This is a genomic window from Cyanobacteria bacterium FACHB-DQ100 (assembly GCA_014695195.1).
Lineage (GTDB): Bacteria > Cyanobacteriota > Cyanobacteriia > Leptolyngbyales > Leptolyngbyaceae > Leptolyngbya.
On sequence record JACJNW010000017.1, the window covers coordinates 1 to 24,057 of the forward strand.

General features: G+C 45.7%; 21 protein-coding genes and 2 pseudogenes. 10 read left to right on the top strand and 13 right to left on the bottom strand.

The window, feature by feature from the left end; all coding sequences use genetic code 11:
• Positions 1-176: 176 nt before the first annotated feature.
• Complete coding sequence (locus H6F51_04660) at positions 177-440, bottom strand: hypothetical protein (protein ID MBD1821790.1); 264 nt, start codon at positions 438-440, stop codon at positions 177-179.
• A gap of 599 nt (positions 441-1,039) precedes the next feature.
• On the opposite strand from H6F51_04660, the gene H6F51_04665 reads away from it, so the two are divergent.
• Entirely contained in the window at positions 1,040-1,738 is a 699-nt protein-coding gene (locus H6F51_04665; protein ID MBD1821791.1) for a 2OG-Fe dioxygenase family protein, read from the top strand.
• A gap of 14 nt (positions 1,739-1,752) precedes the next feature.
• Positions 1,753-3,012, top strand: a complete 1,260-nt coding sequence (locus H6F51_04670; protein MBD1821792.1) for a cysteine desulfurase-like protein — start codon at positions 1,753-1,755, stop codon at positions 3,010-3,012.
• A 258-nt stretch (positions 3,013-3,270) separates the two neighbouring features.
• Here H6F51_04670 and H6F51_04675 read toward each other — a convergent pair whose 3' ends face one another.
• From H6F51_04675 to hppD, 5 genes are read right to left on the bottom strand one after another with little or no spacing between them, the layout of a single operon-like run.
• Positions 3,271-4,434, bottom strand: coding sequence for a pyridoxal phosphate-dependent aminotransferase (locus H6F51_04675; GenBank protein ID MBD1821793.1), 1,164 nt, complete (start codon positions 4,432-4,434; stop codon positions 3,271-3,273).
• 3 nt (positions 4,435-4,437) lie between these two features.
• Positions 4,438-6,360: an AMP-binding protein gene (locus tag H6F51_04680; protein ID MBD1821794.1), complete on the bottom strand. Its 1,923-nt coding sequence runs from the start codon at positions 6,358-6,360 to the stop codon at positions 4,438-4,440.
• Positions 6,311-7,219, bottom strand: a complete 909-nt coding sequence (locus H6F51_04685; protein ID MBD1821795.1) for a hypothetical protein — start codon at positions 7,217-7,219, stop codon at positions 6,311-6,313. Before H6F51_04685 ends, H6F51_04680 begins: the two co-directional genes overlap by 50 nt.
• A gap of 39 nt (positions 7,220-7,258) precedes the next feature.
• A complete protein-coding gene (locus H6F51_04690) occupies positions 7,259-8,416 on the bottom strand; it encodes a homogentisate 1,2-dioxygenase (GenBank protein ID MBD1821796.1) in 1,158 nt (385 codons plus the stop codon).
• A gap of 29 nt (positions 8,417-8,445) precedes the next feature.
• Complete coding sequence (hppD, locus tag H6F51_04695; GenBank protein MBD1821797.1) at positions 8,446-9,537, bottom strand: 4-hydroxyphenylpyruvate dioxygenase; 1,092 nt, start codon at positions 9,535-9,537, stop codon at positions 8,446-8,448.
• A gap of 297 nt (positions 9,538-9,834) precedes the next feature.
• Here hppD and H6F51_04700 point away from each other — a divergent pair, with 297 nt between their 5' ends.
• The 4 genes from H6F51_04700 to H6F51_04715 all read left to right on the top strand — a co-directional run bounded on the left by H6F51_04700 (position 9,835) and on the right by H6F51_04715 (position 13,234).
• On the top strand, positions 9,835-10,722 hold the full coding sequence (locus H6F51_04700) for a hypothetical protein (protein MBD1821798.1): 888 nt from the start codon (positions 9,835-9,837) through the stop codon (positions 10,720-10,722).
• Positions 10,719-12,026, top strand: coding sequence for a fumarylacetoacetase (fahA, locus tag H6F51_04705; GenBank protein MBD1821799.1), 1,308 nt, complete (start codon positions 10,719-10,721; stop codon positions 12,024-12,026). Before H6F51_04700 ends, fahA begins: the two co-directional genes overlap by 4 nt.
• Before the next feature lie 236 nt (positions 12,027-12,262).
• A complete protein-coding gene (locus tag H6F51_04710; protein MBD1821800.1) occupies positions 12,263-12,526 on the top strand; it encodes a helix-turn-helix domain-containing protein in 264 nt (87 codons plus the stop codon).
• 16 nt (positions 12,527-12,542) lie between these two features.
• Positions 12,543-13,234, top strand: a protein-coding gene (locus H6F51_04715) for an IS1 family transposase (protein MBD1821801.1) whose coding sequence is annotated in 2 segments (ribosomal slippage) — positions 12,543-12,873 and positions 12,873-13,234 — 693 coding nt in all. Because the reading frame shifts where the segments join, the coding sequence is not laid out codon by codon here.
• Between the two features lie 72 nt (positions 13,235-13,306).
• On the opposite strand, the gene H6F51_04720 is transcribed toward H6F51_04715, so the two are convergent.
• The 3 genes from H6F51_04720 to H6F51_04730 form a co-directional block, all read right to left on the bottom strand.
• Entirely contained in the window at positions 13,307-14,725 is a 1,419-nt protein-coding gene (locus tag H6F51_04720; protein MBD1821802.1) for a sensor histidine kinase, read from the bottom strand.
• A 5-nt stretch (positions 14,726-14,730) separates the two neighbouring features.
• Positions 14,731-15,120 (bottom strand): response regulator, encoded by a 390-nt coding sequence (locus H6F51_04725; protein MBD1821803.1) that lies wholly within the window; start codon positions 15,118-15,120, stop codon positions 14,731-14,733.
• Positions 15,121-15,357: 237 nt separating this feature from the next.
• Complete coding sequence (locus H6F51_04730) at positions 15,358-15,717, bottom strand: DUF2254 domain-containing protein (GenBank protein ID MBD1821804.1); 360 nt, start codon at positions 15,715-15,717, stop codon at positions 15,358-15,360.
• 46 nt (positions 15,718-15,763) lie between these two features.
• Here H6F51_04730 and H6F51_04735 point away from each other — a divergent pair.
• Positions 15,764-16,493, top strand: a pseudogene (locus H6F51_04735) (IS6 family transposase).
• A 32-nt stretch (positions 16,494-16,525) separates the two neighbouring features.
• Here the strand turns inward: H6F51_04735 and H6F51_04740 are convergent.
• The 3 genes and pseudogenes from H6F51_04740 to H6F51_04750 form a co-directional block, all read right to left on the bottom strand.
• The gene (locus H6F51_04740) at positions 16,526-16,684 is read right to left on the bottom strand and encodes an IS6 family transposase (protein MBD1821805.1); all 159 of its coding nucleotides are present in this window, start codon (positions 16,682-16,684) and stop codon (positions 16,526-16,528) included.
• A gap of 600 nt (positions 16,685-17,284) precedes the next feature.
• Positions 17,285-17,605: pseudogene (locus tag H6F51_04745) on the bottom strand (IS6 family transposase).
• A gap of 274 nt (positions 17,606-17,879) precedes the next feature.
• The gene (locus H6F51_04750) at positions 17,880-18,272 is read right to left on the bottom strand and encodes a helix-turn-helix transcriptional regulator (GenBank protein MBD1821806.1); all 393 of its coding nucleotides are present in this window, start codon (positions 18,270-18,272) and stop codon (positions 17,880-17,882) included.
• Positions 18,273-18,413: 141 nt separating this feature from the next.
• Between H6F51_04750 and H6F51_04755 the strand changes: the two genes are divergently transcribed.
• The 3 genes from H6F51_04755 (at position 18,414) to H6F51_04765 (ending at position 23,522) form a co-directional block, all read left to right on the top strand.
• Positions 18,414-19,733 carry a hypothetical protein gene (locus H6F51_04755; protein MBD1821807.1) on the top strand — a complete coding sequence of 440 codons (1,320 nt, stop codon included), beginning with the start codon at positions 18,414-18,416 and terminating at the stop codon, positions 19,731-19,733.
• A gap of 29 nt (positions 19,734-19,762) precedes the next feature.
• Complete coding sequence (locus H6F51_04760) at positions 19,763-21,187, top strand: helix-turn-helix transcriptional regulator (GenBank protein MBD1821808.1); 1,425 nt, start codon at positions 19,763-19,765, stop codon at positions 21,185-21,187.
• Positions 21,188-21,746: 559 nt separating this feature from the next.
• Positions 21,747-23,522, top strand: a complete 1,776-nt coding sequence (locus tag H6F51_04765) for a hypothetical protein (protein MBD1821809.1) — start codon at positions 21,747-21,749, stop codon at positions 23,520-23,522.
• A gap of 236 nt (positions 23,523-23,758) precedes the next feature.
• Here the strand turns inward: H6F51_04765 and H6F51_04770 are convergent.
• On the bottom strand, positions 23,759-24,057 hold a 299-nt coding region (locus H6F51_04770; GenBank protein ID MBD1821810.1), incomplete at its 5' end, for a DDE-type integrase/transposase/recombinase.

The window sequence follows — 24,057 nt, forward strand, 5'->3', positions numbered from 1 at the left end:
AGATTGGCGGGAGATTACGTGTGTGAAAGATGCTGCATAAACTTGAGCGAGACTGACGATTAAGGGAGTTACAGTGCTTAAATTTAAATACTTCCGGTTAAGTTGATAGTGCCTGCCCAAGTCATACAAACAACAAGGGTCTTTCTGCTCCAATTCCCATCTAAATACAGAAATCCCTAAATGCCCTGTTTTCGCAATTCAATCTCAACCTGGGTAAGGAATATCTCTTGTTCAAGTTGCGTATTCACTGGAAAGCGCTCCCAATCTGAACCAACTCGCAAATCGGCAAATAGCTGGTCATGATTTTGATGAAAGTGAAGAAAGGCATTCGATTTCCAGTAGAAGATTCCACGCTTTTTTTCTTTCAAGCCCTGATATTGACGAAGCTTTACCAGCAATTCTTCTAATCGGTTCAATGCCTTCGAGTCTGCGTGTTTCATCTCCTGGCTCCGATGATGTGTGCAGCTAGATTAAGGAGATTTCTTTTATCTTCAGCTATTTCACGGGAATTGCCAATCCTTGTAGAACCCCAAAGCTCTGACTCTGGCAATTCCTGCAAAATCCTCGTACTGCCTGACCCCAACGAAGTTGAAGGCAGAGTATACTTATGCTTCACGGGTAATCACGGTTACAGGAATGCTGCATACCCGGTCGAGATCGCAGCGTTAAAAGCCGATGAAACGCTAGCAGCAGAGACAGAATTGTGGCAGAGCAAGTACATGAATAATAATCTGAGGGGTACTCGCTATGGATCGACAATCTTATGAAAATCTCATTACAATAGTAAGTAGACAGGTGTAATCAGACTCTCTACCTCAACATAGTGCCTGTATGATGTTTTGTAACTGACACTGCATTGTTAACTCTGTCAACTTAACTATCGTAAGAGAGCGCTACAAAACATCATATATTTGACACACTGGATTTAGATTAGAAGTAACCGGAGTTTGATTGCTCTCATGTTGTTTCTGATTCAGCGATTTGCTCACAAGCAGTCGATTTATTGATCTGCTTGTGTTGACTGAAATGAGGAAGTCAAATGTTAAATCTATCTAAACTAGAAGAATTTATTAAGCCAGAGGCAAATTGTCTGGCAAGTTATGTTTTAGAGATGTTAACCGCGATCGAGGTTGATAAGTTCCAACCGTCGTTTGCTCATCTCCCAAACGATCCCTACTTAGAAGGTAGCTATCGATTTAGGCGGCTCTCTCACTTCAAAATAGTTGGCGATCGATTAATCAAGTTACCTCACCGTCGCTTTTTCCAGAGCAGGCAATGCAACCCATTGTTAGGAGATGTGATTCGAGAGTATCCTGAGCTAGATGATGAGTTAATTCAACTAGAAGATTTTCAACGATTGATTTGGGAGTTTTTCCAGTTCTGCCAACTGTGCTCTACTTCCCAAGAGATTGGAGTTCATCAGATTCGCACGACTGCATCTCCTCAACAATCTGGTAATCCGGCTCCAGAGGGAATCCATCGGGATGGTGTCGATATTGTTGGAATTTTCTCGGTCGATCGCAACAAGATTGGGGGTGGTGAAACTCATCTTTATAAATCAAAAGACGGCAAGCCTCCAGCATTTAGCAAAGTCTTAAATCCGGGAGAACTTCTCGTATTCAGGGATGCTCAATACTTTCACTACACATCGCCTGTCAATGTGATTGCAGGTGAGCAAGGAACCAGAGATGTATTTGTTTTAACCTGTCCAGGACTATTTCCGCCAGATGAGAATTGAGTTTGGAGCGTCCTATGACTGTTTTTGATCTAGATTGGATTCGCGCTCAATTTCCCGCCCTACATCAAGAAATAAATGGGTATCCAGTCGCGTTTTTAGATGGACCTGGTGGGACTCAAGTTCCGCAGGGGGTGATTGATGCGATCGCGAACTACTTGACGACATCAAATTCTAATTTGCACGGAGCTTTTGCGACCAGCGCGCGAACCGATGCGTTAGTAGAACAAGCCCGATTAGCAGTTGCGGATTTTCTAGGCTGCGATAGTGATGAGGTTGTGTTTGGAGCAAACATGACGACGCTCACGTTTGCAATGAGTCGATCAATCGGTCGAGAATTGCAACCCGGTGATGAGATTGTTGTTACTAACCTTGATCACGATGCCAACGTCGCGCCTTGGTTAGCGCTTCGAGAACGGGGTGTAATTGTTCGTACAGTTGATATTTATGAGAACAACTGTACTCTAGACATGCTTGATTTAGAACATCAGATCACGGAACGCACAAAGTTAGTCGCGATCAGTTATGCCTCGAATGCAGTTGGCACGATCAATGATGTTAAACGAGCGGTTCAGTTAGCTCATGCTGTGGGAGCATGGGTGTTTGTCGATGCAGTTCACTATGCGCCCCATCGGCTAATTGATGTACGATCGCTAGAGTGTGATTTCCTCGTTTGCTCTGCCTACAAGTTTTTTGGGCCGCATGTTGGCATTCTCTATGGCAAACGAGAGCATTTAGCTCGGCTACAGCCTTACAAGCCTCGTCCTGCTTCTGAAGAAGTTCCATTTCGGTGGGAAACAGGAACACAGAATTTTGAGGGGCTTGCGGGAGTTGTGGCAACGATCGAGTATTTAGCTGAGTTAGGGAGGCACGTTTCACCGATCGTTACAAATCGGCGGAGTGCTCTTGTTGCGGCAATGCTAACAATTCAGAACTATGAGCGATCGCTGTCTGAATATTTGATCCCTCATTTGCTAAAAATTCCTGGGGTGGCTCTCTACGGCATCACAGAGCGATCGCAATTGACCTGGCGCACGCCAACGTTCGGAATTCGCATTGCTGGCTATTCTCCTTTTGAAATTGCAAGGATATTAGGCGATCGCGGTATTTTCATCTGGAATGGGAACTTCTATGCTCTGAATCTCACTCAACGGCTCGGAATTGAGGAAAGTGGAGGATTGTTGCGAATTGGCTGCACTCACTACAACACGATCGCGGAAGTTCAGCGGTTATTGCACACGTTGCATGAGGTTGCGGAACGCTTAGTGACAATCTGACTCTCTGATCGGGCTAGTTGTGCAGAAATCTGTTAAGCAGACACCGAAGCAAGGGAAGTGCTTGAATTCTCAGCGATCGGTGACTCAGCTTTGGAAGCTCGATAAGTGATCTGTTTATACTCAGGTGAGAGATTTTCAGGTTCATAGAGTGAGCTTGAATTGCTTAAATAGTCAGTCTCCGATACTGAGGTCATGAGCTTCCAATACTCAAGTCATGAGCCTAAATTACTCAGGTTATAAGCGAGGAAAATGAGCTGACTACAATCTCATTACGGCTGATCGCATTCGGTCGATCGCGATTTGAAGATTCTCTAGTGAATTGGCATAAGAAATTCTGAGATAGCCATCGCCAAATTTGCCAAACGCTGTTCCCGCGAGTAGTGAAACGCCCGCTTCATTGAGAAAGTAATCCGCTAGTGCGTTACACGACAAAGGTAAATTTTTCACATTTGGGAACACATAAAATGCACCCGCAGGCTTTAGGCAATGAATCCCTTCGATCTCGTTTAAACCATCGACGACAGTATCTCGTCGGCGCTGAAACTGAGCGACCATTTGATCTACAAATTCTTGTGAGCCTCGAAGAGCTTCGATGCCAGCAATCTGAGTAAAGGCGCAAGTGCAAGAGTTGCAATTAATCATGAGACGAACGATTCCCTCAACAAGGTGTTTAGGAACAACACCATAGCCGAGCCGCCAGCCGGTCATTGCATAGGTTTTAGAATGACCATCAAGCAGGATAGTGCGAGATTTCATACCCGGAAATTGAATCAGGCTAATGTGCTTACCTTCATAGAGAATCCGAGAATAGATTTCATCGGAGAGAACATAGAAATTATGTCGATCGACAAGTTCTGCGATCGCGACTAAATCTTCAACTTGCAGCAATCCCCCTGTGGGATTTTGAGGAGAATTGAGAATGAGTAAGCGAGTTCGATCGGATATTGCATTGACCAAATCATCTAAATGAAAGCGAAACCCGACTTCTTCGCGTAGCGGTAAAGGAATTCCTCTAGCACCCACAAAATTGATCACCGATTGGTAAATCGGAAAGCCTGGATCTGGGTAAATTACTTCATCTCCTTCATTCACTAACGCCATTAGCGTGAAGAAGATAATCGGCTTAGCTCCAGGTGTAACGACAACTTCGTCTGGGTGAATCTCAATATTTCTGGTTGTCGAAATATGTTCAGCGATCGCTTCTCGCAATGCTAACAAACCAGCTGCCGGAGTATAGCCTGTATAGCCATCTTTCATTGCCCGAAATGCTGCTTCACAAATTGGGAATGGAGTCGGAAAGTCTGGTTGCCCAATTTCTAGATGGATAATTGATCGTCCTTGAGCTTCTAGCTGTTGTGCTTTGGCAAAGACATCAAAGGCGGATTCTGTTCCTAATCGACTCATTCGTTCTGCAAGTTCCATGCGTTACACCCTCATGAGGTAAATTGTGTTGAACTGATCGCGCAGAACTCGCCGCATTACTTTGTTTGATGAAGTGCGAGGCAAAGCCTCTACAATCACCAAGCCCCAAATTTTGAACAACGGATTGAGGCGTTGAGCGATCGCTGTTTGTAACAATGCTTTGAGTTCTGCATGTGTTTTCTGAATGTTAGGCTCAACAACTGCATAAACAATAAGCTGGCTCGGTCCGCCTTCAGAAATCACTACACCTTGAGCATTGCGCGGAGTGCTAATTGCTGCCGTTTCACGAATGCCTGCAACCGTGTTTAGCACTTGTTCAATTTCTGCAGAACTTATTTTAATTCCACCCAAATTCATTGTGTCGTCCACACGGCCGCCCATCTGATAGTAACCATTCGGCAATCGCTTCAGATAATCACCATGACGACGCAAGGACAATTTATCAAGACCATCAGCAAAATAGATCTGATGATGGTCTTTATTTAACAATTTTGTAGAAAGTCCGATCGCAGGGGGAATGATAAAAGCTTCCCCTTCATTTGCAGAACAACCATCAGCATCCAGAATTGTAAAATCCAAGCCTAGTGCAGGCGTTGTGAAAGTTGCTGGAATACAAGGCTGAACAAGAGTGCCCGTGATGTAAGCTCCGCCAATTTCAGTACCACCGCAGTATTCAATGATTGGCTTGTTGTCTGCGAGAGACATCAAGTACCGCATATCTTGAGAATTAGAGCATTCGCCTGTCGAACTAAACGCTTTAATTGCGCTCCAATTCAGTCCCCGCATACAATCGGTCGTTTTCCAAACTCGGACTAAACTCGGCACAACACCCAGGATAGTGACCTGAGCAGCTTGGATAAATTGACCATATTCTCGCGTCGTCGGTGCGTCGTCATAAAGCGCGATCGTCGCGCGGTTAATCAAGCTTGCATAGATCAGCCAGGGCCCCATCATCCATCCTAAATTGGTTGACCAAGCAACAACATCACTGGAATGAATATCTTGGTGCAGATGCCCATCCACTGCACATTTGATCGGTGTTGTTTGTGTCCAGGGAATTGCTTTAGGATCTCCGGTTGTGCCAGAAGAAAACAGGATATTGATGTGTGCTGTGGGAGATGTTGGAGTTGCATCAAAGACTTCATTCGTACTGAGAAAATCACTCCAAGTTAAGTCATGCGATCGCAATTCAACTGTTGAAGCTGGATGTTGAGAAAGTACGATCGCTCTTGGAGCCTTAGCTTCAACAACTTTGTGATATAGCGGTAGCTGCTTTCCACCCCGATAAATAAAGTCCTGAGTAAAAATTGCTTTGGCGTTCGCAATACGTAACCGAGTTGCAATTTCGATCGCTGCAAAACTATCCGCAATCGACACGACGACACAACCCGCTTTGATAATTCCTAAGTAAATTGCTACGGATTCAGCAGTCATCGGCATCGCGATCGCAATTGCATCACCAGGCTGAAATCCTAAATCTAGTAAGCTATTCGCAACGCGATTCGTAAGGGACTGTAATTCCTTGTAAGTCCAAGTTTGGAGCGAACCGCCTTCTGCTTGAAAAACGATCGCGGTTTTGTCTTCACTAGCTTGAAAACAGCTTTCAACAATATTCAATCGAGCATTCACAAGCCATTGCGGAAATTCTACACCCTGTGATAAGTCAACAATCTGCGTATACGGCTCCCGAAAGCAAACTCCAAGCCGTTGAATCATCACCTCCCAGAAAGCCGCTCGATCGCGAATTGACCAAGAATGCAACTCTGAATAAGTGCGAATGTTCAAGTCCCGCATCAGCACTGCAATGTTTGTTGCCTGAATTTGTTCGATTGATGGAACCCAAGCGGGAGCTAACTCTTGGTGCATTGTTGCTTCCTCAATCATTGCGATCGTGCTCCAACCCATTCCAAAAAACTGCGATCGCATCTAGAATTTGTTGCCCTCCCTGAATGAATTTAGCGCGATCGAACTCTGGCTTGAAGTACACGGCTTCGAGTTCTTCTAAAGTATGTTCTGCATGTTGAGCCTCCACGCGATTATGCCAAGTGAAGAAAGCTAAATGCAGTTGTGGATGCCGAGTTCGTTTGATGCGCGTCAATCCATCTTCTAGCTCTTGCCAGAATCCTGCTGCTGCCCAATTTTCAACTGCAAAGCTAGCACCCTCCGCCACATTCGGATCATCACTTCCATAGAGACGCTGCAATTCATCACAAAAGTGTAGCGTGGTCGAGCTACCGTGCTTCCGTTGACCAATCTCCTCATAGTGCAAGCCAATTCCTTCTGCAACAGTCGCTAACCACTCAAAATGAGCTGCCCGAAAGCGACAGATTCCGCCATCAACAGTTCCTTCTGTGCTAACCACTTCAGGATCACCTTCTCGATCTTTTTCCTCCTCTGTTTTGAACGTTTGTGCGTTGTCTGTTGCTTGCAACTTACGATAAATAACGCCTAGCTCATTCAGTAAAACCTCGCGGCTTGCTCGCGATTGCTGAAGCGTTGGAGAGTTAATGACTTTCAATAATGCTGCTATCAGAAATTGATTCGAGAAAACAGAAAACTGACGAATAAAATGTTGTAATTGCTCATCTGTGGCGTTGCCTGCTTGGAACCAGCGAGTATAAGCGTTATCAGTAATGATAGGATGCCGCAAAAAATCACGCTCAACTTGGTGAAGAAAGTCCTGGAAGTCATCAACTTGTTGCTGCGTTAGTTTCCCCTGATGCAGGCGCTCCTGAATTCGATCAGAGATAGATAAGCGTGTAGAGATAGTGAGAACCGGAGCCATAGAGAGTTTCCTCCTTGTGAAACGAATCTGGGACTGCCCTCAAGCAACCCAACTGTAGAGATATTGCATGTCCTCTAGGTCAACTGCTTGTCGAGTCAGTTTTAGCGGATGAAACGTGTCGATCATGACCGCGAGTTCATCAGTGCGCTCTTTGCCGATCGAGCCTTCATACATGCCTGGATGTGGACCATGCGGAATGCCGTTCGGATGTACCGTAATCGACGCTCGCTCAATCCCCTTACGAGACATAAAATTTCCCTCGACATAGTAGAGCACTTCATCAGAATCAACATTGGAATGATTGTAAGGTGCAGGAATGGCGAGCGGATGGTAGTCAAACAACCGAGGGACAAACGAACAAATGACAAATCCTGGTGCTTCAAACGTTTGATGCACAGACGGCGGTTGATGGATGCGTCCGGTCACAGGTTCAAAGTCAGCAATGTTGAAGGCGTAAGGATAGAGATAGCCATCCCAACCCACCACATCGAGTGGATGATGATGATAAAGATAGGTCGTAATGCGATCGCGAGCCTTTACCCGCACTTCAAACTCGCCCATCTCATCGTGAGGAGTTAAGGTTTCTGGTGGGCGCAAATCTCGCTCACTATAAGGTGCATGTTCTAAAAATTGACCATAACGATTCAGATACCGAGCAGGCGGCTCGATGTGTCCTTGTGCTTCGATCACTAACATGCGTTGAGTCGTATTGCTTTCAGGCAAAACTCGCCACATGACTCCAGTTGGAATCACCAAATAATCCCCCGGATGATAGTGCAACTGACCGTACTGGCTTTCTAGTAACCCACTCCCTTCATGAACAAAGATGACTTCATCACCGTGAGCAAATCGATACCAATACGACATTGGCTCTGTGGGTTGTGCGACTGAAATACAGACATCTCCATTTGCCATTAGAGGAATGCGGGATGAGATCGCATCTCCTTCACTCAATGCTTTCTGCGTCCGCAAATGACGATGCCGGAGTGCCCCGAACTCTTCAAACTCCAGCGAGATCGTCCGTTCTAGAAACACCTTATACACTTGCGTTGGCGGGTACAAATGATAGAGCAGCGATTGAATACCCGTAAAGCCGTGAATGCCCATCAATTCTTCGTGATAGAGCGAACCATTTGGCTCACGAAATTGGGTATGTCGCTTGTGGGGAATTGTACCGAGCTGGTAATAGTACGTCATTGCTTGATACCGTAATTTCTAACTTCTGCCTAGAGATTTCCTCGAAGGGCTTGTTCCCGTTCGATCGCCTCAAATAAAGCTTTGAAATTGCCTTCGCCAAAGCTTTGAGCACCATGACGCTCAATAATTTCAAAGAACAAAGTAGGACGATCCTCAACGGGCTGCGTAAAAATTTGTAATAGATAACCCTCCTGATCGCGATCGACTAAAATTCCGAGTTCTGCTAGACGCTCGATCGATTCATCAATCTTGCCAACTCGTGTTTCTAAATCTTGGTAGTAGGAGCTTGGGACATGCAGAAACTCAACGCCTGCCTGCTTTAATTTTGTGACCGTTTCCACAATATTGTGAGTTGAATAGGCAATATGCTGCACTCCAGCCCCTTGATGAAATTCCAAATACTCCTGAATTTGAGATTTTCCTTTCCTTAAAGCAGGTTCATTAATCGGGAGTTTTATCTTGCCAGAGCCATCTTGCACCACTTTAGACATCAACGCTGAATACTCAGTCGAAATTGCTGCGTCATCAAAGTGAACTAATAACTGAAAGCCCATTGTGTCAGCAAAAAACTTCACCCAATGTTCCATTGCACCTTGTTCAACATTGCCGACAATGTGATCAATGGTTTGAAGTCCTGCTTCATGATTGGGCGAAACTGCATGTCGAGGTTGAAACTGGGGTGCAAAAATGCCTCGATAGTTCTGTCGATCGACAAACTTGAGAATCACATCTCCGTAAATATGAATCGCTGCATATTGCAGAATTCCCGTTTCATCTTCTGCAAGAGTCGGTGGCATCGCAGCGATCGCCCCTCGCGCAGTCACTTGTTGATAAGCATCCGCTACATTAGGTACTTGTACTGCAATAACAGCGACATGATCGCCATGCTTCAGTACACTCTGAGCAATCGGATGATCAGAATTAAGCGCTGTACTTAGAACTAATCGAATTGCGCCTTGCTGCATGACATACGAAGCAACTTTGCGACTCCCTGTTTCTAAGCCTCGATACGCTGTGTTTGTGAATTTGAAGAAAGTTTCATAAAAACTTGCTGCTTGCCTTGCGTTACCAACATGGAACTCAAGGTGATCAAAACATAAAATGGGAAATAACTCAGCCATTAGGCTCCTCCTGAACAGAGGAAAGATAGTAACGCCTAAAGTAGCTAGCAACTGTAAAGAAGGAGTTGTGAAAATTTGTGAATCTAATTGCAGCTACCAAGCGGATTTGAAGCGGTGTTTAGGTTGTGGATTCCTAAGGCTTCTCAAGATCAGGTTACTAAACCAATCTGAGAAGCCATAATTAAATTATAGATTTAACTTTTCGGAGTTGCTAATCACAAGGATAGATTTAAGAGAGTGCTTAAGACATAAATCAAATCTCCTGCCCAGATTGTTAATTAAAGGAGGTGCAGCCGAGTGTTAACATCGCTCAAACAACTTCTTGCGCGGATTGTAGACTATGCTGGAATCTTTCCCCCTGCACAGCTAAGCCTACCTGAAGCAATAAATATTTACGATCGCGCTCACGCTTCTCCACATTGCTGGATGCTCGATCGCTTCGTTTTGCCTGCTACTCTCCTTCCAGAGTTCATCAAGCTTTTGCCTTCTGAAGATGCCTCTTCATCTCAGCCCTGGTCATTAAGCGTGATTGTGTCTGGAAACTGGCGATCGGAATTGGAGCAGATATATCAAGCAACTAAAAGAGACTATAAGCCTTCTATTCAGATTAGCGCCTTGGAAGTCGCCCCACTCTCGCCTGTCGAGATTCAGTCAATCAGGCTAGAAATACCTGCTGAAGTAGACACTTTTTTTGAAATTCCATTTAATGTTGACTTAGAACCCTACCTGGATATTCTGCACCAAATAGGAGCAGGTGCAAAGTTGCGAACAGGCGGTATTACTAGCAATGCGTTTCCTGATAGTACACAACTGGGACAACGCATTTTGTCCTTGGCGAAGGCTCGAATTCCCTTTAAGGCAACGGCTGGATTACATCATGCCTTACGAGGTCATTGCTTAACTCATGCCTTGAACGAAACTTCTACGACAATGCACGGTTTTTTGAATGTTGCGATCGCTTCAGCCTTTGCCTATCAACAAGCCGTCACACTTGATGAAGTTGTGGCAATCCTTGAGGAATCATCGATCGATTCATTTCAACTGAGCGATATCGAAATAGGTTGGCATGAGTTCTCCCTTCCGATATTGGCGATCGAACATTCTCGACAGCAATTCTTTCGATCGTTCGGTTCTTGTTCTTTTGAAGAACCCATTCATGAACTTTACGACTTGAAACTTTTATGACCTGCACGATTGATTCCACTCATGATCCAAATCTGCGGAGTTGGGTTAACTCCGCAAATCAAGCTGACACTGATTTCCCAATCCAGAATCTTCCTTTCGGAGTATTTCAAGAACGAGGTCGCTCTGAAACACCTCATATTGGGGTTGCAATCGGCGATCAAATTCTAGATCTAGTCGCTTGTCAAAAGCTTGGGCTACTTGAGGAACTACCAGAAGCCTTGAAAGCTGCCTGCTGTGCTTCGACCTTAAACTCATTGATGGCGCTGGGAAAAACAGCCTCATTACGCTTGCGCCATCATCTCAGTCAATTACTTCGTGTTGGACAAGCTCCCGATAGCAGAATCCTTGTTTCGATGTCAGACGCGCAATTGCTTTTGCCTGCAACGATCGGCGACTACACAGATTTCTACGCCTCTATTTTTCACGCAACCACTGTTGGTAAGCTATTTCGCCCCGACAATCCCCTATTGCCAAATTATAAATATGTCCCGATCGCTTATCACGGGCGGGCATCATCAATTGTTCCTACTGGCACTTCTATCAAACGTCCCTACGGTCAGCAGAAACAAGCAAACAGCTCAACTCCGACGTTTGCCCCTTCTCAAATGTTGGACTACGAGCTTGAAGTCGGTTGCTTTGTGGGAAGGGGGAATGAATTAGGAGACACAATCTCGATCGATCAAGCAGAAGATCACCTATTCGGCTTATGCCTCGTGAATGATTGGTCGGCACGAGACATTCAAGCTTGGGAATATCAGCCCCTTGGCCCTTTTCTGTCAAAAAGCTTTGCCACTACAATCTCTCCCTGGATTGTGACGATGGAAGCCCTTGCCCCATTTCGAGGCTCTGCATTTGCAAGGTCGGTCGATGATCCACCGATCTTGCCCTATCTCACATCATCTACAAATCAAAGCACAGGCGGTATTCAGATAAGGCTAGAAGTAATGTTGTCTTCTGCACGAATGCGTCAAGAGAAAATAGCACCTTTGCGCTTAAGCCAGAGCAAATTCCAACACATGTATTGGACAGCGGCACAAATGCTCACTCATCACGCTAGTAATGGCTGCAATCTTCGCCCTGGGGATTTATTTGCTAGCGGAACGGTTTCAGGCAATGAGGCAGGGACTCAAGGCTGCTTGTTAGAACTGACGCAACGAGGAGCACAGCCGATCGTGTTACCGAGTGGAGAAATGCGATCGTTTTTAGTAGAAGGAGATGAAGTTACGCTTCAGGGTTATTGTGAAGAGGAAGGCTATATCAAAATTGGGATGGGTAAATGTCAGGGCATTGTTGCTGGAACTTGACAGACGAATTTACTGCTGAACTCGACATCCCACTATTCCCAACACCTATTCTTTAGTCACAAATCTCTTAACAAGGTGCTGCAATTTTCGAGATCGGCAAAGGCATTACTTCGGTTGAGCTTGGCGCATCGATCGCTCTTTCTCTTTAGATAGTTAAATAAAGTACAGGAACTTGCAAGTAATACCAAATATGACTACAGATGATATGACTCAGATGTAGCATTCCGTCAGCAACGATGGCAGGCGTTTACAAGCTAGAGATTCAAGAAAGCACTGAAGAACTGAAACAACTACTGAGGGCGCAAACCACGGCGACAGGTAAAGAACGTCTCCAGGTGCTGTATCTGTTGCAAACGAAGCAAGCGAAGACCGTACAAGCGGCGGCTAGATTGATTGGGCGCAATCGTGTGACGGTTCAGGACTGGTTGCAGCACTATCGGATTGGCAGCATCGCAGCGCTGTTGATGAGCAAAAAGCGGCGTTGCATAATGGGAGTATGAATTGAGGTCATTCTCTATGCAGTGTCCTGAATGCCAGTCTACTCATATCCGTAAGAATGGAAAAAAGAAAGGTAAACAGAATCACATCTGCGTCGATTGTGGGCGGCAGTTCATCGATCACTATGATCCATCACCCGGATACTCAGAGCAGGTTAAACGTGAATGCTTGTTGATGTACACCAATGGCATGGGATCTCGAGCCATTGAACGAGTCAAAGGAGCCCATCAAACAACGATCATTCACTGGGTCAAGCAGGTCGGACAGAATCTGCCGGATGCTTATGCTCCAGACCAATCCCCTCAAGTTGGCGAACTCGATGAACTCGAAACGTTTGTTGGCTCGAAAAAAACAGAATCTGGATCTGGAGCGCGGTCGATCATTTCACGACCGGAATTTTAGGTTGGGTACTGGGGGATCATAGTGCTGAAACATTTGAACTGCTGTGGAGGGTGGTTGAACAATGGCAATGCTACTTCTATGTCACGGATGGGTGGAAGGTCTATCCAGGTTTCATTCCCGATGGTGATCAAATCGTCTGCAAGACTTACATGACCCGAGTGGAATCGGAAAACACCCGGTTACGACACTACCTCGCTCGATTGCATCGCAAGACGCTGTGCTACTCCAAATCCGAGGAAAGGCTGAGACATTCGATTCGATTGTTACTGCACTACCTCAAGTTCTGGGACGTGCCAACTCCAGCCTGATTCATACCACTATTCAGCAACGCCCGAATTACTTTATTCTTTAGCTATGCGGCTTTAAGCAGGTGATGTAAGTTATTTGAGCGGTAAGCAAATTGTAAATTTTGCCCCCTGCCCAACCGAGCTACTTGCCGTGATCGTGCCCTGATGTGCCTGAATAATGCGCTGTGAGATCGCGAGTCCCAATCCCGTACTACTGCCTTTACGCGACGGATCACCCGTATAAAACTGTTCAAAAATTCGAGGCAATGCGGTTTGCTCGATCCCAGGTCCTTGATCTTGAATTGTTATCACGACCTGTTGCCCCTCTCGTGCCCCCGCGATAAAAACCTGAGAATCTTCTCTAGAGTGTTTGATAGCGTTGTCCAAAATGTTCAATAGGGCTTGCAGTAGTCGTTCTGGATCGCCGATGAGTGAAACCTTTGCGATATTGAGACGAAATGACATCTGACGCATCTGCATTCGCGTTTCTACGGCTCGAACGGCACGATCGATTAACTGCTGGAGATCGATCGTCTGCTGCTCCAATAAGGTTGCTCCGGCTTCTAATCGTCCCAAATCAAGCAAATCATGAATCAGTCGAGCTAATCGTCGTGTTTCATCTTCAATTGACTCAAAGAAGCGATCTCGTAAGTGCGGCTCTTCCACGGCTCCGTTTTGCAGGGCTTCTACGGTGACTTGAATGTTACTAATCGGGGTGCGAAGTTCGTGTGAGACATTGGCGAGAAATGTCCGGCGCTCTTGATCGAGTGATGCTAACCGTTCACTCATGCGATTGAGTTCGAGCGCGAGTTCATCTAATTCATTGCTTTGGCGAATGCTTAATTTATCGCCAAAATGGCCCCCACCCAAGCGAATCGCAAAATTTCGCATCGTTTGAATCGGAATGGAAAAACTTCTGGCTAAACGATCGCTGATCACTGCACACAGAAGCATTGTTAGCAACAACACCCCTATTACCGTCCACCACAGAAATGAAAATTGCCGCTGGAATTGCTCAAGCGTTACGGACATTCGCAGCACACCCAAAAGCTGTCCATTGCGACGAATAGGACGTGCAATGTACAAGCGATCGTCGTTCGCTAATACGCCTTTTGCAGTTCCCTGCGCCATCTGATTTTGTAAAGCTTCTCGCACACCTGGAACCACCAGCCAGTTTGTGATGTGATGGTCTTCATAAGCAGAGGATGCCAGTAGCTGCCCTTTTGGACTTAGAACACGCACGGTTACTGTTTCGGGTTTACCATGACGTTCCATCAACTGCTGGACACGCTGAACATTTTCTCGCTCTAGCTCATCTGCAACACCTTCACTGATCGCAGTTGTCCAATTTTCTAAATCCGTTTGTCGCATCTGCATAAAGTACGCGGAGAGCGATCGCAACAGAAACCCTGCCATTAGCGAAGTTCCCAGCACCGTGAGCAGCCAGTATGTGACTAACAGCTTTGTGTGTAACGAATTCCACCGAATTGCACCCAATCGTTTCAGCCACATTGCCCCTAATCCATGAGCGGCGATCCTTCTGCCGCCGAGCGTCGCCGCAGAACCGCTCGAATGCGTGCTAACAATTCTCGTGTGTTAAATGGCTTCGTGATGTAGTCATCGGCTCCTGCTTCGAGTCCCCACACTTTATCGATGTCTTGATCTTTTGCAGTCAGCATCACAATAGGAACATCGGAAAATGCCCGGATGCGCCAACACACCTCCATGCCGCCTATCTCTGGTAGCATCAGATCCAGCAAAATGACATCCGGCACTTGCTTATGAAATAGTTTCAATGCCGCAGCACCATCTGATGCAGTTGTGACTCCATAGCCCTCCTTCTGCAAAGCGTAGCTCAGGCTATCACGCAGCGGTGCTTCATCATCAACCAGTAAGACATGAGGCATAATTCGTAACTTAGATAGTCCGGTATAAAATATGTCCCTCGTATCTATTTTCATACCTCCTCCTTAAGAGATAACTTGTTCAATCTCGGAGTGTAATATCAAATCGATTTAGTATAAAGTCACGTCCCCTCTCCGCCCACTTTCAAGTTTTTCCGTGGATAGAATTCCTATGACTGAAGCCTTGACTCCCCCGACACAGCACCAACATCACACTTGCGGTTCCCTAGTGAATGAATGTCAGAGTTGCCTAAAGTCAAGGTTAGCTTCTTCAGGATCTAAGGCTGTTATTGCTTCTTGATATCGCTGCTCCACATCATGGAGATCGCACTTCTCAGATAGCCCATTTTGGCTACCGCGCTGAATCATTTCTGCATGACGACGTAGAACGCCTCTCTGGGTTGAAGTTTCTGCATACGTTGCAATCAGCGCGATCGCTTCGAGCAGTCGAATTGTGACGGCGGTATTCGATCGAGCATACTGCCGAATCTGGTTGAAAGCCCGATCCACAAGATATTCAAAGGTGGTTGGCTCCGCAATTATTCTTAACCTATGTTCATTATCGTAGCGATAGGGAGAGGGAAAGGGGTTGTGTCGCAAAGATTGGTAAGGTGCAGTAACTCAATTTTCCCTAGCTTTGCTCTAAATGGCGACTGACTCCTTGTTCAAATGGCGGCACTTTTTGCCCGAAATCATCTTGCTGAACGTGCGCTGGTATTGTCGTTACGCTCTGAGCTACCGCGATTTGGAAGAGATGATGGCGGAAAGAGGAGTCGCTGTGGATCATTCCACCCTCAATCGCTGGGTGCTGAAGTATGCACCAGAACTGGATAAACGCACTCGCACACGTTCCGTGAAGCGAAGCTATCGTTCTTGAATCCCACGAATGATTCCTGGAGAGTTGACGAAACCTACATCGAAGTGAAGGGAGAGTGGAAATACCTGTACCGAGCAGTGGATACGGATGGCAGCACGCTGGACTTCATGCTCAGTGCGAAGCGGGATAGGAAGGCGGTTGAGCGCTTTTTTCGTGAAGTCCTGGGAGCCAAGCCTACTCAAGCTCCACGCGTCATCACCGTGGATAAAAACGCTGCCTATCCAGTGGCAATGAATTGAAGCAAGAGAAAACGTTGGAAGCCCAAACCGAATTGCGGCAGAGCAAGTCTCTGAACAATCTCATCGAGCAAGACCATTAGAACATCAACCGAATTGTCAAACCGATGATAGGATTTCAATCCTTCAATACAGCAAGGAGAACATTGCGAGGGATAGAAGCAATGAACATGATTTGCAAAGGGCAGGTGAAAGGGATTAGTCGAGGGGACAGTGTGTCTCAAATAGAATTCATCAATGAAATCTTTGGAATGAGTGCTTAAAGCAATATGAATGAGACCCGTTCGTTTTTCACTTAAAAATCTTTGCGACACAACCTATCCAGTTCGGGCACAAATTTCAGCACCCAGCGACTGAGGGTGGAATGATCCACAGCGACTCCACGCTCCGCCATCATTGCTTCCAACTCCCGATAGCTTAAGGAATAACGACAATACCAGCGCAAATTCAGCACGATGATTTCAAGGAGGAAGTGATGTCATTTGAACAAGGAGTCGGTCGTCATTGAGAGCAAGGCTAGAGAAAATTGAGCTTTCCCACCCTATCATTTTTGCGACACAACCTTAGACTAAGCAACCACGATCGAGAGCCGCACCTCCGCTGCATCACTGTAGCCGTTCTCATTATTCAACGCCACTAAAATCGAGCGTTGTCTTGGGTCGAGATCTTTTACGGCTGTCTTATTAGCATATGTGAGTGTCTGCAATACCTTCTGATAATCCGCAGCAGAACCTTCACCCGTAATTAGCAGTTCACCGCTCTCATAGAACTGAGCCTGCAGAGAAGTTCCCGTCGTATTAACGGCTAGAACTTCATTCGCACCATTCACCACATTGTCAATCCAGACTAGCACTGCGTCAATGGGAGATGGGCTAATAATCGTTGCCGTATTTGCTAGGGCAACGGGTTGCCCTCCAGCAATGAACATCGCAGTTGTATCAAGTCCATCCGCTGCTCCATTCAGGTCAATCACGGTATCGTCCACTACTGCATTCCATAAAGTCACTGTTGCCCCAGCAATCTCACTCGTCAAAAAGCCATCACTTGCTTTCGTGTTTCGATGCCGTTGCAGCAGGACATCCAGCACATCTCCTTCTGAATCCACTGCTCGCCACAAGTAGTATTGCTGCCCTTTGATGGTGACGACCACTTCGTCCAAATGCCATTTGTCTGCAATGTAAGGACGTTTGCGCTGCAGTTGATTCGCGTATTGCTGCCCGAATTTCTGACACCATTCCCGAATCGATTCGTCCGTCACTTCAATCCCACGGTACAGCATCATTTTCTCAATGTCCCGGTAGCTCAATGGGAAGGGGTAATCAAGCCACACACAGTCGCTGATAATTTCACCAGGAAAACGATGACGGGAGTACATGGGCAAGCAGATGCGAACAACGTTGAACCAGTAGGATGATTCCACTGTCCGGTTAACCTGACAGTACCGTTTCAACACATGAAATTTGGGACAGCTTGCCAGAACGCTTTAAGAGCAGCTTGCCTTCGATCGGACAACTTGAGTCAGAAATCGGTGCTGTACTCGACGATGAAGTCTGAAAATTTATAAAAGTTTCCATATAGATAGAAACTTTTATAAAAGTGTCTGAAATTTATGAAAGTTTCCAGTAGCGTAGAAACTTTCATAAAATTACTCAACTTGCAATCACGGATTGTGTCAAAACTCTTGAAGGCTCAGAACTGAGCCATGCCCCAGTTTTCGGATCGAACAGTCCGCAGTTAATCGCTTTGATTTCTGCGATCGTGAGAGCGCGTTGCTCAATCGGATGATCTAGTAATTCTAGAACCGCGATCGACTCAAACAACAGCGGATCAAGAACAGGCTGACCGCGTTCTAAAACACTCAACTGAGATTTACTGACAATGTAAGGTTCGATGCCAGAATCGCTACGGTAAGAGACATTCTGGGCAATCTGCTCCTTGAGATCATCGAGCGTCCAACCGCGCATCGCACGGGCAGCCCTGATCATTCTGCCGAGCAATTGACGACCTTCTTTAATTCCCGTTGGTGCATTCAGAATGTACATCTTCGACGGCTCATCCTTTACCTACTACCAGTATACAAGCGACTTCTAATCGAAACGTCAAGCTAGAGAACTATCTTGAATTCTGTATTTTTTCCAGAATTCTAGATACAATATAAAAAACTAGACTGGAGATAAGTTCTAGTGTCTTTACCGCCCAAAGACGATCTCTCAATCAATACAGCACAAGTCGCGCTATCTGCGGCTCAATGCGATCGCTTAGAAGAAATTGCTAGCAATATTCAAAGCCGCTTCGGACGACTTTTCTATGATATTTATGAAACTGGAAAAGAATTGCTCGAAGTCAAAGCTTTATTTGGCTGGGGTCAGAATAGTGAGTTTTTGGGGTGGGCACGCGAGAAGACTGGGTTAAGCACTTCACTGTGTTATTCCATGATGTCAGTCGGACGAGCTTTTCTGCCGTTTGAGAATCAAGATTCACTGACCGCCTTGAACCAGGTTGAAACGAAAGTACTTTATCGAATTTCAGCAGACATTACTCCAAGAGCAGCCCGAACTGAATTTGTCGATCGCGTTCTCAAAGGCGAAACATTTGACTTAGAGCGAGTCGAAGCCTTAATTCAACGTCATCAAAAAACTGTAGATATCGAACAGAGTCAGCGGTTTCTGCACTATCGAGAATTAGTACAAAATTGGGGACTGTTGCAGCGGTGCGAAGAAGACGAAGAGGGATTTAAGTTTTACTTAGTTGATCGAACAAATATTGCCCGATTTTTTCGCAACTATCAGGATCTGATGAATCAGTATCGCGATTGGAAAGTTCAAACCTTTCGCGAACAATTCTCGCAGCTACAAGCTTTACTATCACCGCATTGGTCGATCGAGCATTGTCCTGTTCCTAAACAACCTTATCGCCTGAATGTAAGCTGTGAAATTGCTGAAAAATCAACGAGCTTCGTTGCGCCGCATCCACTCACACTCGAACGCTGGTGGTACGAAAAAGGGCAAGTACTGACACAACAATTAACTCAAATAGTCTGTACACCGAACAACGCAGAAACAACCACAGCATCAGAAGAACTGAATGGCTCTCTACATCTAGAAAAGCCAACTTGTCGAACATGCGAATGGCACGATCCGTCTCACGAGGGAAATCAATTCGGCGTATGGTGTAGCTATTATCGAGAGTCGTTCGGGGACGATCGTATTCAAGCGATGCCGCAACACTGCCGCAAGTGGCGCAATGCTGCAATGCCGCGATTAGAACCTGTGCTGAGAGAAGCAGAATTTGTCCGATGCGAAATCGTACCCCTCGCGCAGATTGGGAATACGATCGAAGTCAAAGCCACTTCGCTCGATCTTGAGCCAGTTGATGCTAAAGTAAATCACGCAATTCAGCATCTCGATTTACAGACTGTTCTACAGTATCTAGAGCAACTGTCAGATGCTGAGTTAAAGAAGGTTGAAAAAGTAATCCAACGGCGTTTGAGAGCGAAGGTCTGATCAATTTCAGGTTCAAGAGGTCAAGCAGCATGGCTCGTCAAAAGAAGAATGTGAAATCAAAGGAGACTTCTGCCGCTGCACCACAACCTTCTCGAACTCAAAAGGCAAAACAGAAAACGAAGCCAACCAACGCAGCCGAGCGACCGAAAACGAGCCCGGATCTCTTTTCTGACCATCACACAACGCGGATGGCATCGGCCTTACCAATTTGGGAAGCAGGAAATATTCTGACTCAGCGTAAACATCTACCTTGGGATAACGATCCTGATGGCAAGCTGTACTATGCGCGAGACATTGGAGATGGGCAAGGTGCGATTCATTTTTGGGTGACAGAGAATCTAGAAGACGAACATCCAGCGACGCTTGCAGGAGCAGCGGCGCTAGCAGTGATTGATACCTTTGATATTCGTGCGGCTTGTATGCATTTAATCTACGCAGCACACGCGGCACAGCTAGAGCGCCCTTGGGAACAGGAGTTAATTATTGACGATCGACAAATCGAAGCCTATTTAGGACTGAAAAAACGCACTGATAAAAATCGCAGAGAAAAGCTCGCGCTGATCGAGGAATTAGTCAAACAGCCCTGCAAAATCACCACCTTTATTTCGTTGCCAACTCAAGGACGAGTCAAAGGGTTTACGGTCGAAGAAGGGCGACTGTGGCACATTATGGGAACACGCTATCACTATCAGCAAGATCTATTTGGCAATAAAGAACTTACGGGAATGACGTTTATTGTTAAGCCAGGACTGTGGGCGAGATATTTTCTGAACGAGGAAGGGAAGCGCGATCGCACTGCGTATCACCAACTTGGAAATCTGCCGCAAACCTTACTTGAAAGTGTAATGAGCCTCTGGCAGCATCGAGAAGGGGCAGCCCGATTAATTGTTTGGCTTTTGTTCAAAGCACAGTTTAATCGTCAAGATCCGCTGAATGTTCAAACTCTGATGGAAGTCGCGTATGGTAATCAGAAAATTCAGCAAGCAAAACAAAGTAGTGAGTTTCGCAAAAAATTAGCGAGTACTTGGGATGAAGATTTACTGACGTTGCACGATCGCGGATGGTCAATTCAGTTTGATTTGGAAACGTATCCTCTGGAACTTCAGCCACCAGGATTTGGGCGCGATGAGGTTCAGCGTCCTCGCGGCTTCTTCGATCGACTACTTGCTGCGAAACTGTGGATTACACCTGCTGAAGATTGGCAGACCGAAGCAATTTCAGCCGCAAAGCTCGAAGAGCGTGAAGAGTCTGGATCGACAATTGTAATCGAAGATCAAAGATTGACTGGGCAACAAGTAAAACTGCTACGTCAGGCAAAGAAATGGAGTCAGCGTAAGCTTTCTCAGTTAAGTGGGATGAGCCAGGGGCTGATTTCGCTGATCGAGAATGAGGAGCGATCGATTAGTCCTGAAAATGAGCAGGTTTTGCGCCAGTTATTTGAGCAAGAAATGTGATTTTGCTTGTAATTGGGTCGAAATGATTACAAGTGATTACAGCATTTGATTACAAGCCTTGATTACAGGTGATTACAACGTTGTAATCACGATCAACCATCGAGCAGAGTGATTACAAAGCGTTGAAGCCGCTCTGTATGGCCGTTCTGCTAATTAATCTTAGGAATTTTCTTGAAATCAAATTAGAAATTTAACACCATGCCAAAATGCTCAATACTCTTAGGGATAGAACTCTTAGCCGATTACACACAACTCTAGCTCCCTGACCCCAAACAATTGATTACAGCTTGTTCTAGAACCTCATCCCCAAACCATTGATTACACATAGACCTCCACCCCCAAAAATCTTCTAGACCGTCACCCCCAAACCTTCTAGACCCTACTCCCCAAACCTTCTAGACCCCCTAACCCAATTGACTCTAGAGCCTCATCCCAACTGCTCTAGACCCCCTAACCCAAAAATTCTAGATCCCCCTCCCCGATCGCTCTAGACCCTCTCCCCCAATCGATCGCTACACTAACGATTACATCGTTATGACTTTTCACATTTGTAATCGCTTTGATTACAAAACAGCGAGATCCGGCTTCGGATCAGCGATCGAGCATTTGGTATAAACGATCCCGATCGAATGTGAGTTGTTCTACAAGCATGAGTGATCGATTACAAAAAACTCAAAGTGAGATGGGGAAGTTCTCTTCATCGTTCGTGCAGGAATGGAACGATGAGTTTCTTGCGCTTTTTCCGCATCGCTATGATTTCATCTGGGCAGATCACGCCCAACCAAAAGAGAAACCTAGTTGGAAAACAGAAAGCCGATATCCCCTCAGCGATCGCGTAATTCAGCAATCTACAGGTCTGTATGGAGTGCGCTTCGGCAGCCAGACACAGTACTGTTTATTAGACATTGATATTCAGAGTTTCTATCATCCTCAGTACGATCCCTTTGCTATTCCTCGGATTGCCGCGACCTTAGAAGTGCTTGGATTGATACAGTATCTCGTTTGCACTTCTAGCTACAGTGGTGGGCTTCATTTATACTTTCCTCTGCCACAGGCTATGAGTTCTTGGCAGTTGGCGATCGTCGTTTCTACATTGTTAGAAAATGCTGGCTTCAAAATTCGATTAGGACAACTCGAAGTCTTTCCAAATCCAAAACCGTATTCTACAGATGGAACACTAAGCTTGTTTAATGCTCACCGGCTTCCACTGCAAGTCGGTTCTTATCTGCTCAATCGGGATCTTGAGCCGATTTGGAGTACACAGCAACAGTTTGTAGAACAGTGGAAATTGGCTCAACAACAGAATGAGATAGATTCTCATCTCTTTAAGCAAATTCTGAAGCAAGCAAAACACCGTCTACTTCACATTTCAGGAAAAGCAGATAAGTTCATTGCGGATCTTAATGCTGAAATTGAACTCGGTTGGACAAGTTCCGGGCAAACAAATCGTTTGCTTGGTCGAATCACGATGCGTGAGTACATTTTTCATCATGTTTTAGCCGGAGGCGATCCACTCACAGGAACTGCGCTCGTAAATCGAATTGTGGAAGTTGCACGATTGCTACCGGGTTACACAGAGTTTTGTAATCATCAGCATGAAATCGAGCAGAGAGCAGAAGAATGGGCACGGTGCATTGAAAATAGCCATTACTTTCACTATGGAGAGCAGAACGGCAAATTCAAGCAAAAATCAGAACTGTTAGATCAAGCTGTTGAAAAAGCTCCGACCTGGAATCAGCAACAATCAGAGAACGCAAGAGGTCGAATTCGGAATGCGATCGCTGACTTGTTAGAAAAAGAATCATTACCTATGAGTGCAACTGCTCGATTTAAAGTTCTGCTGCAATACAAAATCGGAGGTGGATCGCTGTATAAACATCGGGATCTCTGGCATCCTGAACATCTTTCAATTGATCCAGAGTTGATCGATTCAGATTCTCTAACTTGTGAGAACTCTAAAAGCATTTCCACTCAATCCGAGCTAGATATTGCTCAAGGGTTGCTCTTAAACTCTACAAGCTTATTACCTGATTATGGCGGTAATTCCTCTTTACATCACGCTTCTAGCGATTGTGTTGATGTCGATTCTGTTTCATCAGCCAGTAATTTTAATGCAGAGCAGCAAGCTGAAATAGGCTGTGTGTATGTTGCAGCGATCGAGAATCTGTCAGAAACTCTTGAATTAGAGAACACAACTCCTTCAAGTTCTCTACCTGCACCCACTCAAGTTGCAAAAATGCAGCGATTTCTTGATTCTGGTGATCCAATTCTGCAAGCGGAGGCGTACGCTTGGTCACAGCATTACCCAGGCTGGTTAAGATTTCGCAGTGGCTAAAGATGTTCTAGGATAAACAAAGCTGTTGATGCTCTGTTCGTTATGTCCTCATCTAAAGGCTTTGGTCAACAAACTTCCTCGATTCGGGCAAGATAACGTGCCAACCAAACCGAACACCCTTACCAATGGAAGAATTTTCCGACGGTTGAGCCAGCAGAACGAAGGGTTGTGCAGAACGAAGGGTTGTGTCGCAAAGACTTTAAAGTAACAAACGAATCGGTCTCATTCGTATTGCTTTAAGCCCTCGCTCCAAAGAGTTCGCTGATAAACTGTGCTTGAGATACAATATCCCCTTGACTGATTCCTTTCACTTGTCCTTTGCGAATCATCGCCATTGCTTCAATTCCTCGCAACGTTCTCTTTGCTGTGTTAAATGATTGAAATCCCATCATCGGTCTCACAATCCGTTTGATTTTCCGATAGTCTTGCTCAATCCTGTTGTTCAAGTATCTGCTCTGCCGCAATTCGGTCTCAGTTTTCAATGTTTGATCTTGCTTCAATTCATCAATGGCAACGGGATAAGCCGCGTTTTTAT

What these genes read in the sequence shown, in the direction of transcription:
- H6F51_04660 (MBD1821790.1), bottom strand. Translation starts at nt 440, where the DNA reads ATGAAACACGCAGACTCGAAGGCATTGAACCGATTAGAAGAATTGCTG.
- H6F51_04665 (MBD1821791.1), top strand. Translation starts at nt 1,040, where the DNA reads ATGTTAAATCTATCTAAACTAGAAGAATTTATTAAGCCAGAGGCAAAT.
- H6F51_04670 (MBD1821792.1), top strand. Translation starts at nt 1,753, where the DNA reads ATGACTGTTTTTGATCTAGATTGGATTCGCGCTCAATTTCCCGCCCTA.
- H6F51_04675 (MBD1821793.1), bottom strand. Translation starts at nt 4,434, where the DNA reads ATGGAACTTGCAGAACGAATGAGTCGATTAGGAACAGAATCCGCCTTT.
- H6F51_04680 (MBD1821794.1), bottom strand. Translation starts at nt 6,360, where the DNA reads ATGCGATCGCAGTTTTTTGGAATGGGTTGGAGCACGATCGCAATGATT.
- H6F51_04685 (MBD1821795.1), bottom strand. Translation starts at nt 7,219, where the DNA reads ATGGCTCCGGTTCTCACTATCTCTACACGCTTATCTATCTCTGATCGA.
- H6F51_04690 (MBD1821796.1), bottom strand. Translation starts at nt 8,416, where the DNA reads ATGACGTACTATTACCAGCTCGGTACAATTCCCCACAAGCGACATACC.
- hppD (MBD1821797.1), bottom strand. Translation starts at nt 9,537, where the DNA reads ATGGCTGAGTTATTTCCCATTTTATGTTTTGATCACCTTGAGTTCCAT.
- fahA (MBD1821799.1), top strand. Translation starts at nt 10,719, where the DNA reads ATGACCTGCACGATTGATTCCACTCATGATCCAAATCTGCGGAGTTGG.
- H6F51_04710 (MBD1821800.1), top strand. Translation starts at nt 12,263, where the DNA reads ATGGCAGGCGTTTACAAGCTAGAGATTCAAGAAAGCACTGAAGAACTG.
- H6F51_04720 (MBD1821802.1), bottom strand. Translation starts at nt 14,725, where the DNA reads ATGTGGCTGAAACGATTGGGTGCAATTCGGTGGAATTCGTTACACACA.
- H6F51_04725 (MBD1821803.1), bottom strand. Translation starts at nt 15,120, where the DNA reads ATGCCTCATGTCTTACTGGTTGATGATGAAGCACCGCTGCGTGATAGC.
- H6F51_04750 (MBD1821806.1), bottom strand. Translation starts at nt 18,272, where the DNA reads ATGTACATTCTGAATGCACCAACGGGAATTAAAGAAGGTCGTCAATTG.
- H6F51_04760 (MBD1821808.1), top strand. Translation starts at nt 19,763, where the DNA reads ATGGCTCGTCAAAAGAAGAATGTGAAATCAAAGGAGACTTCTGCCGCT.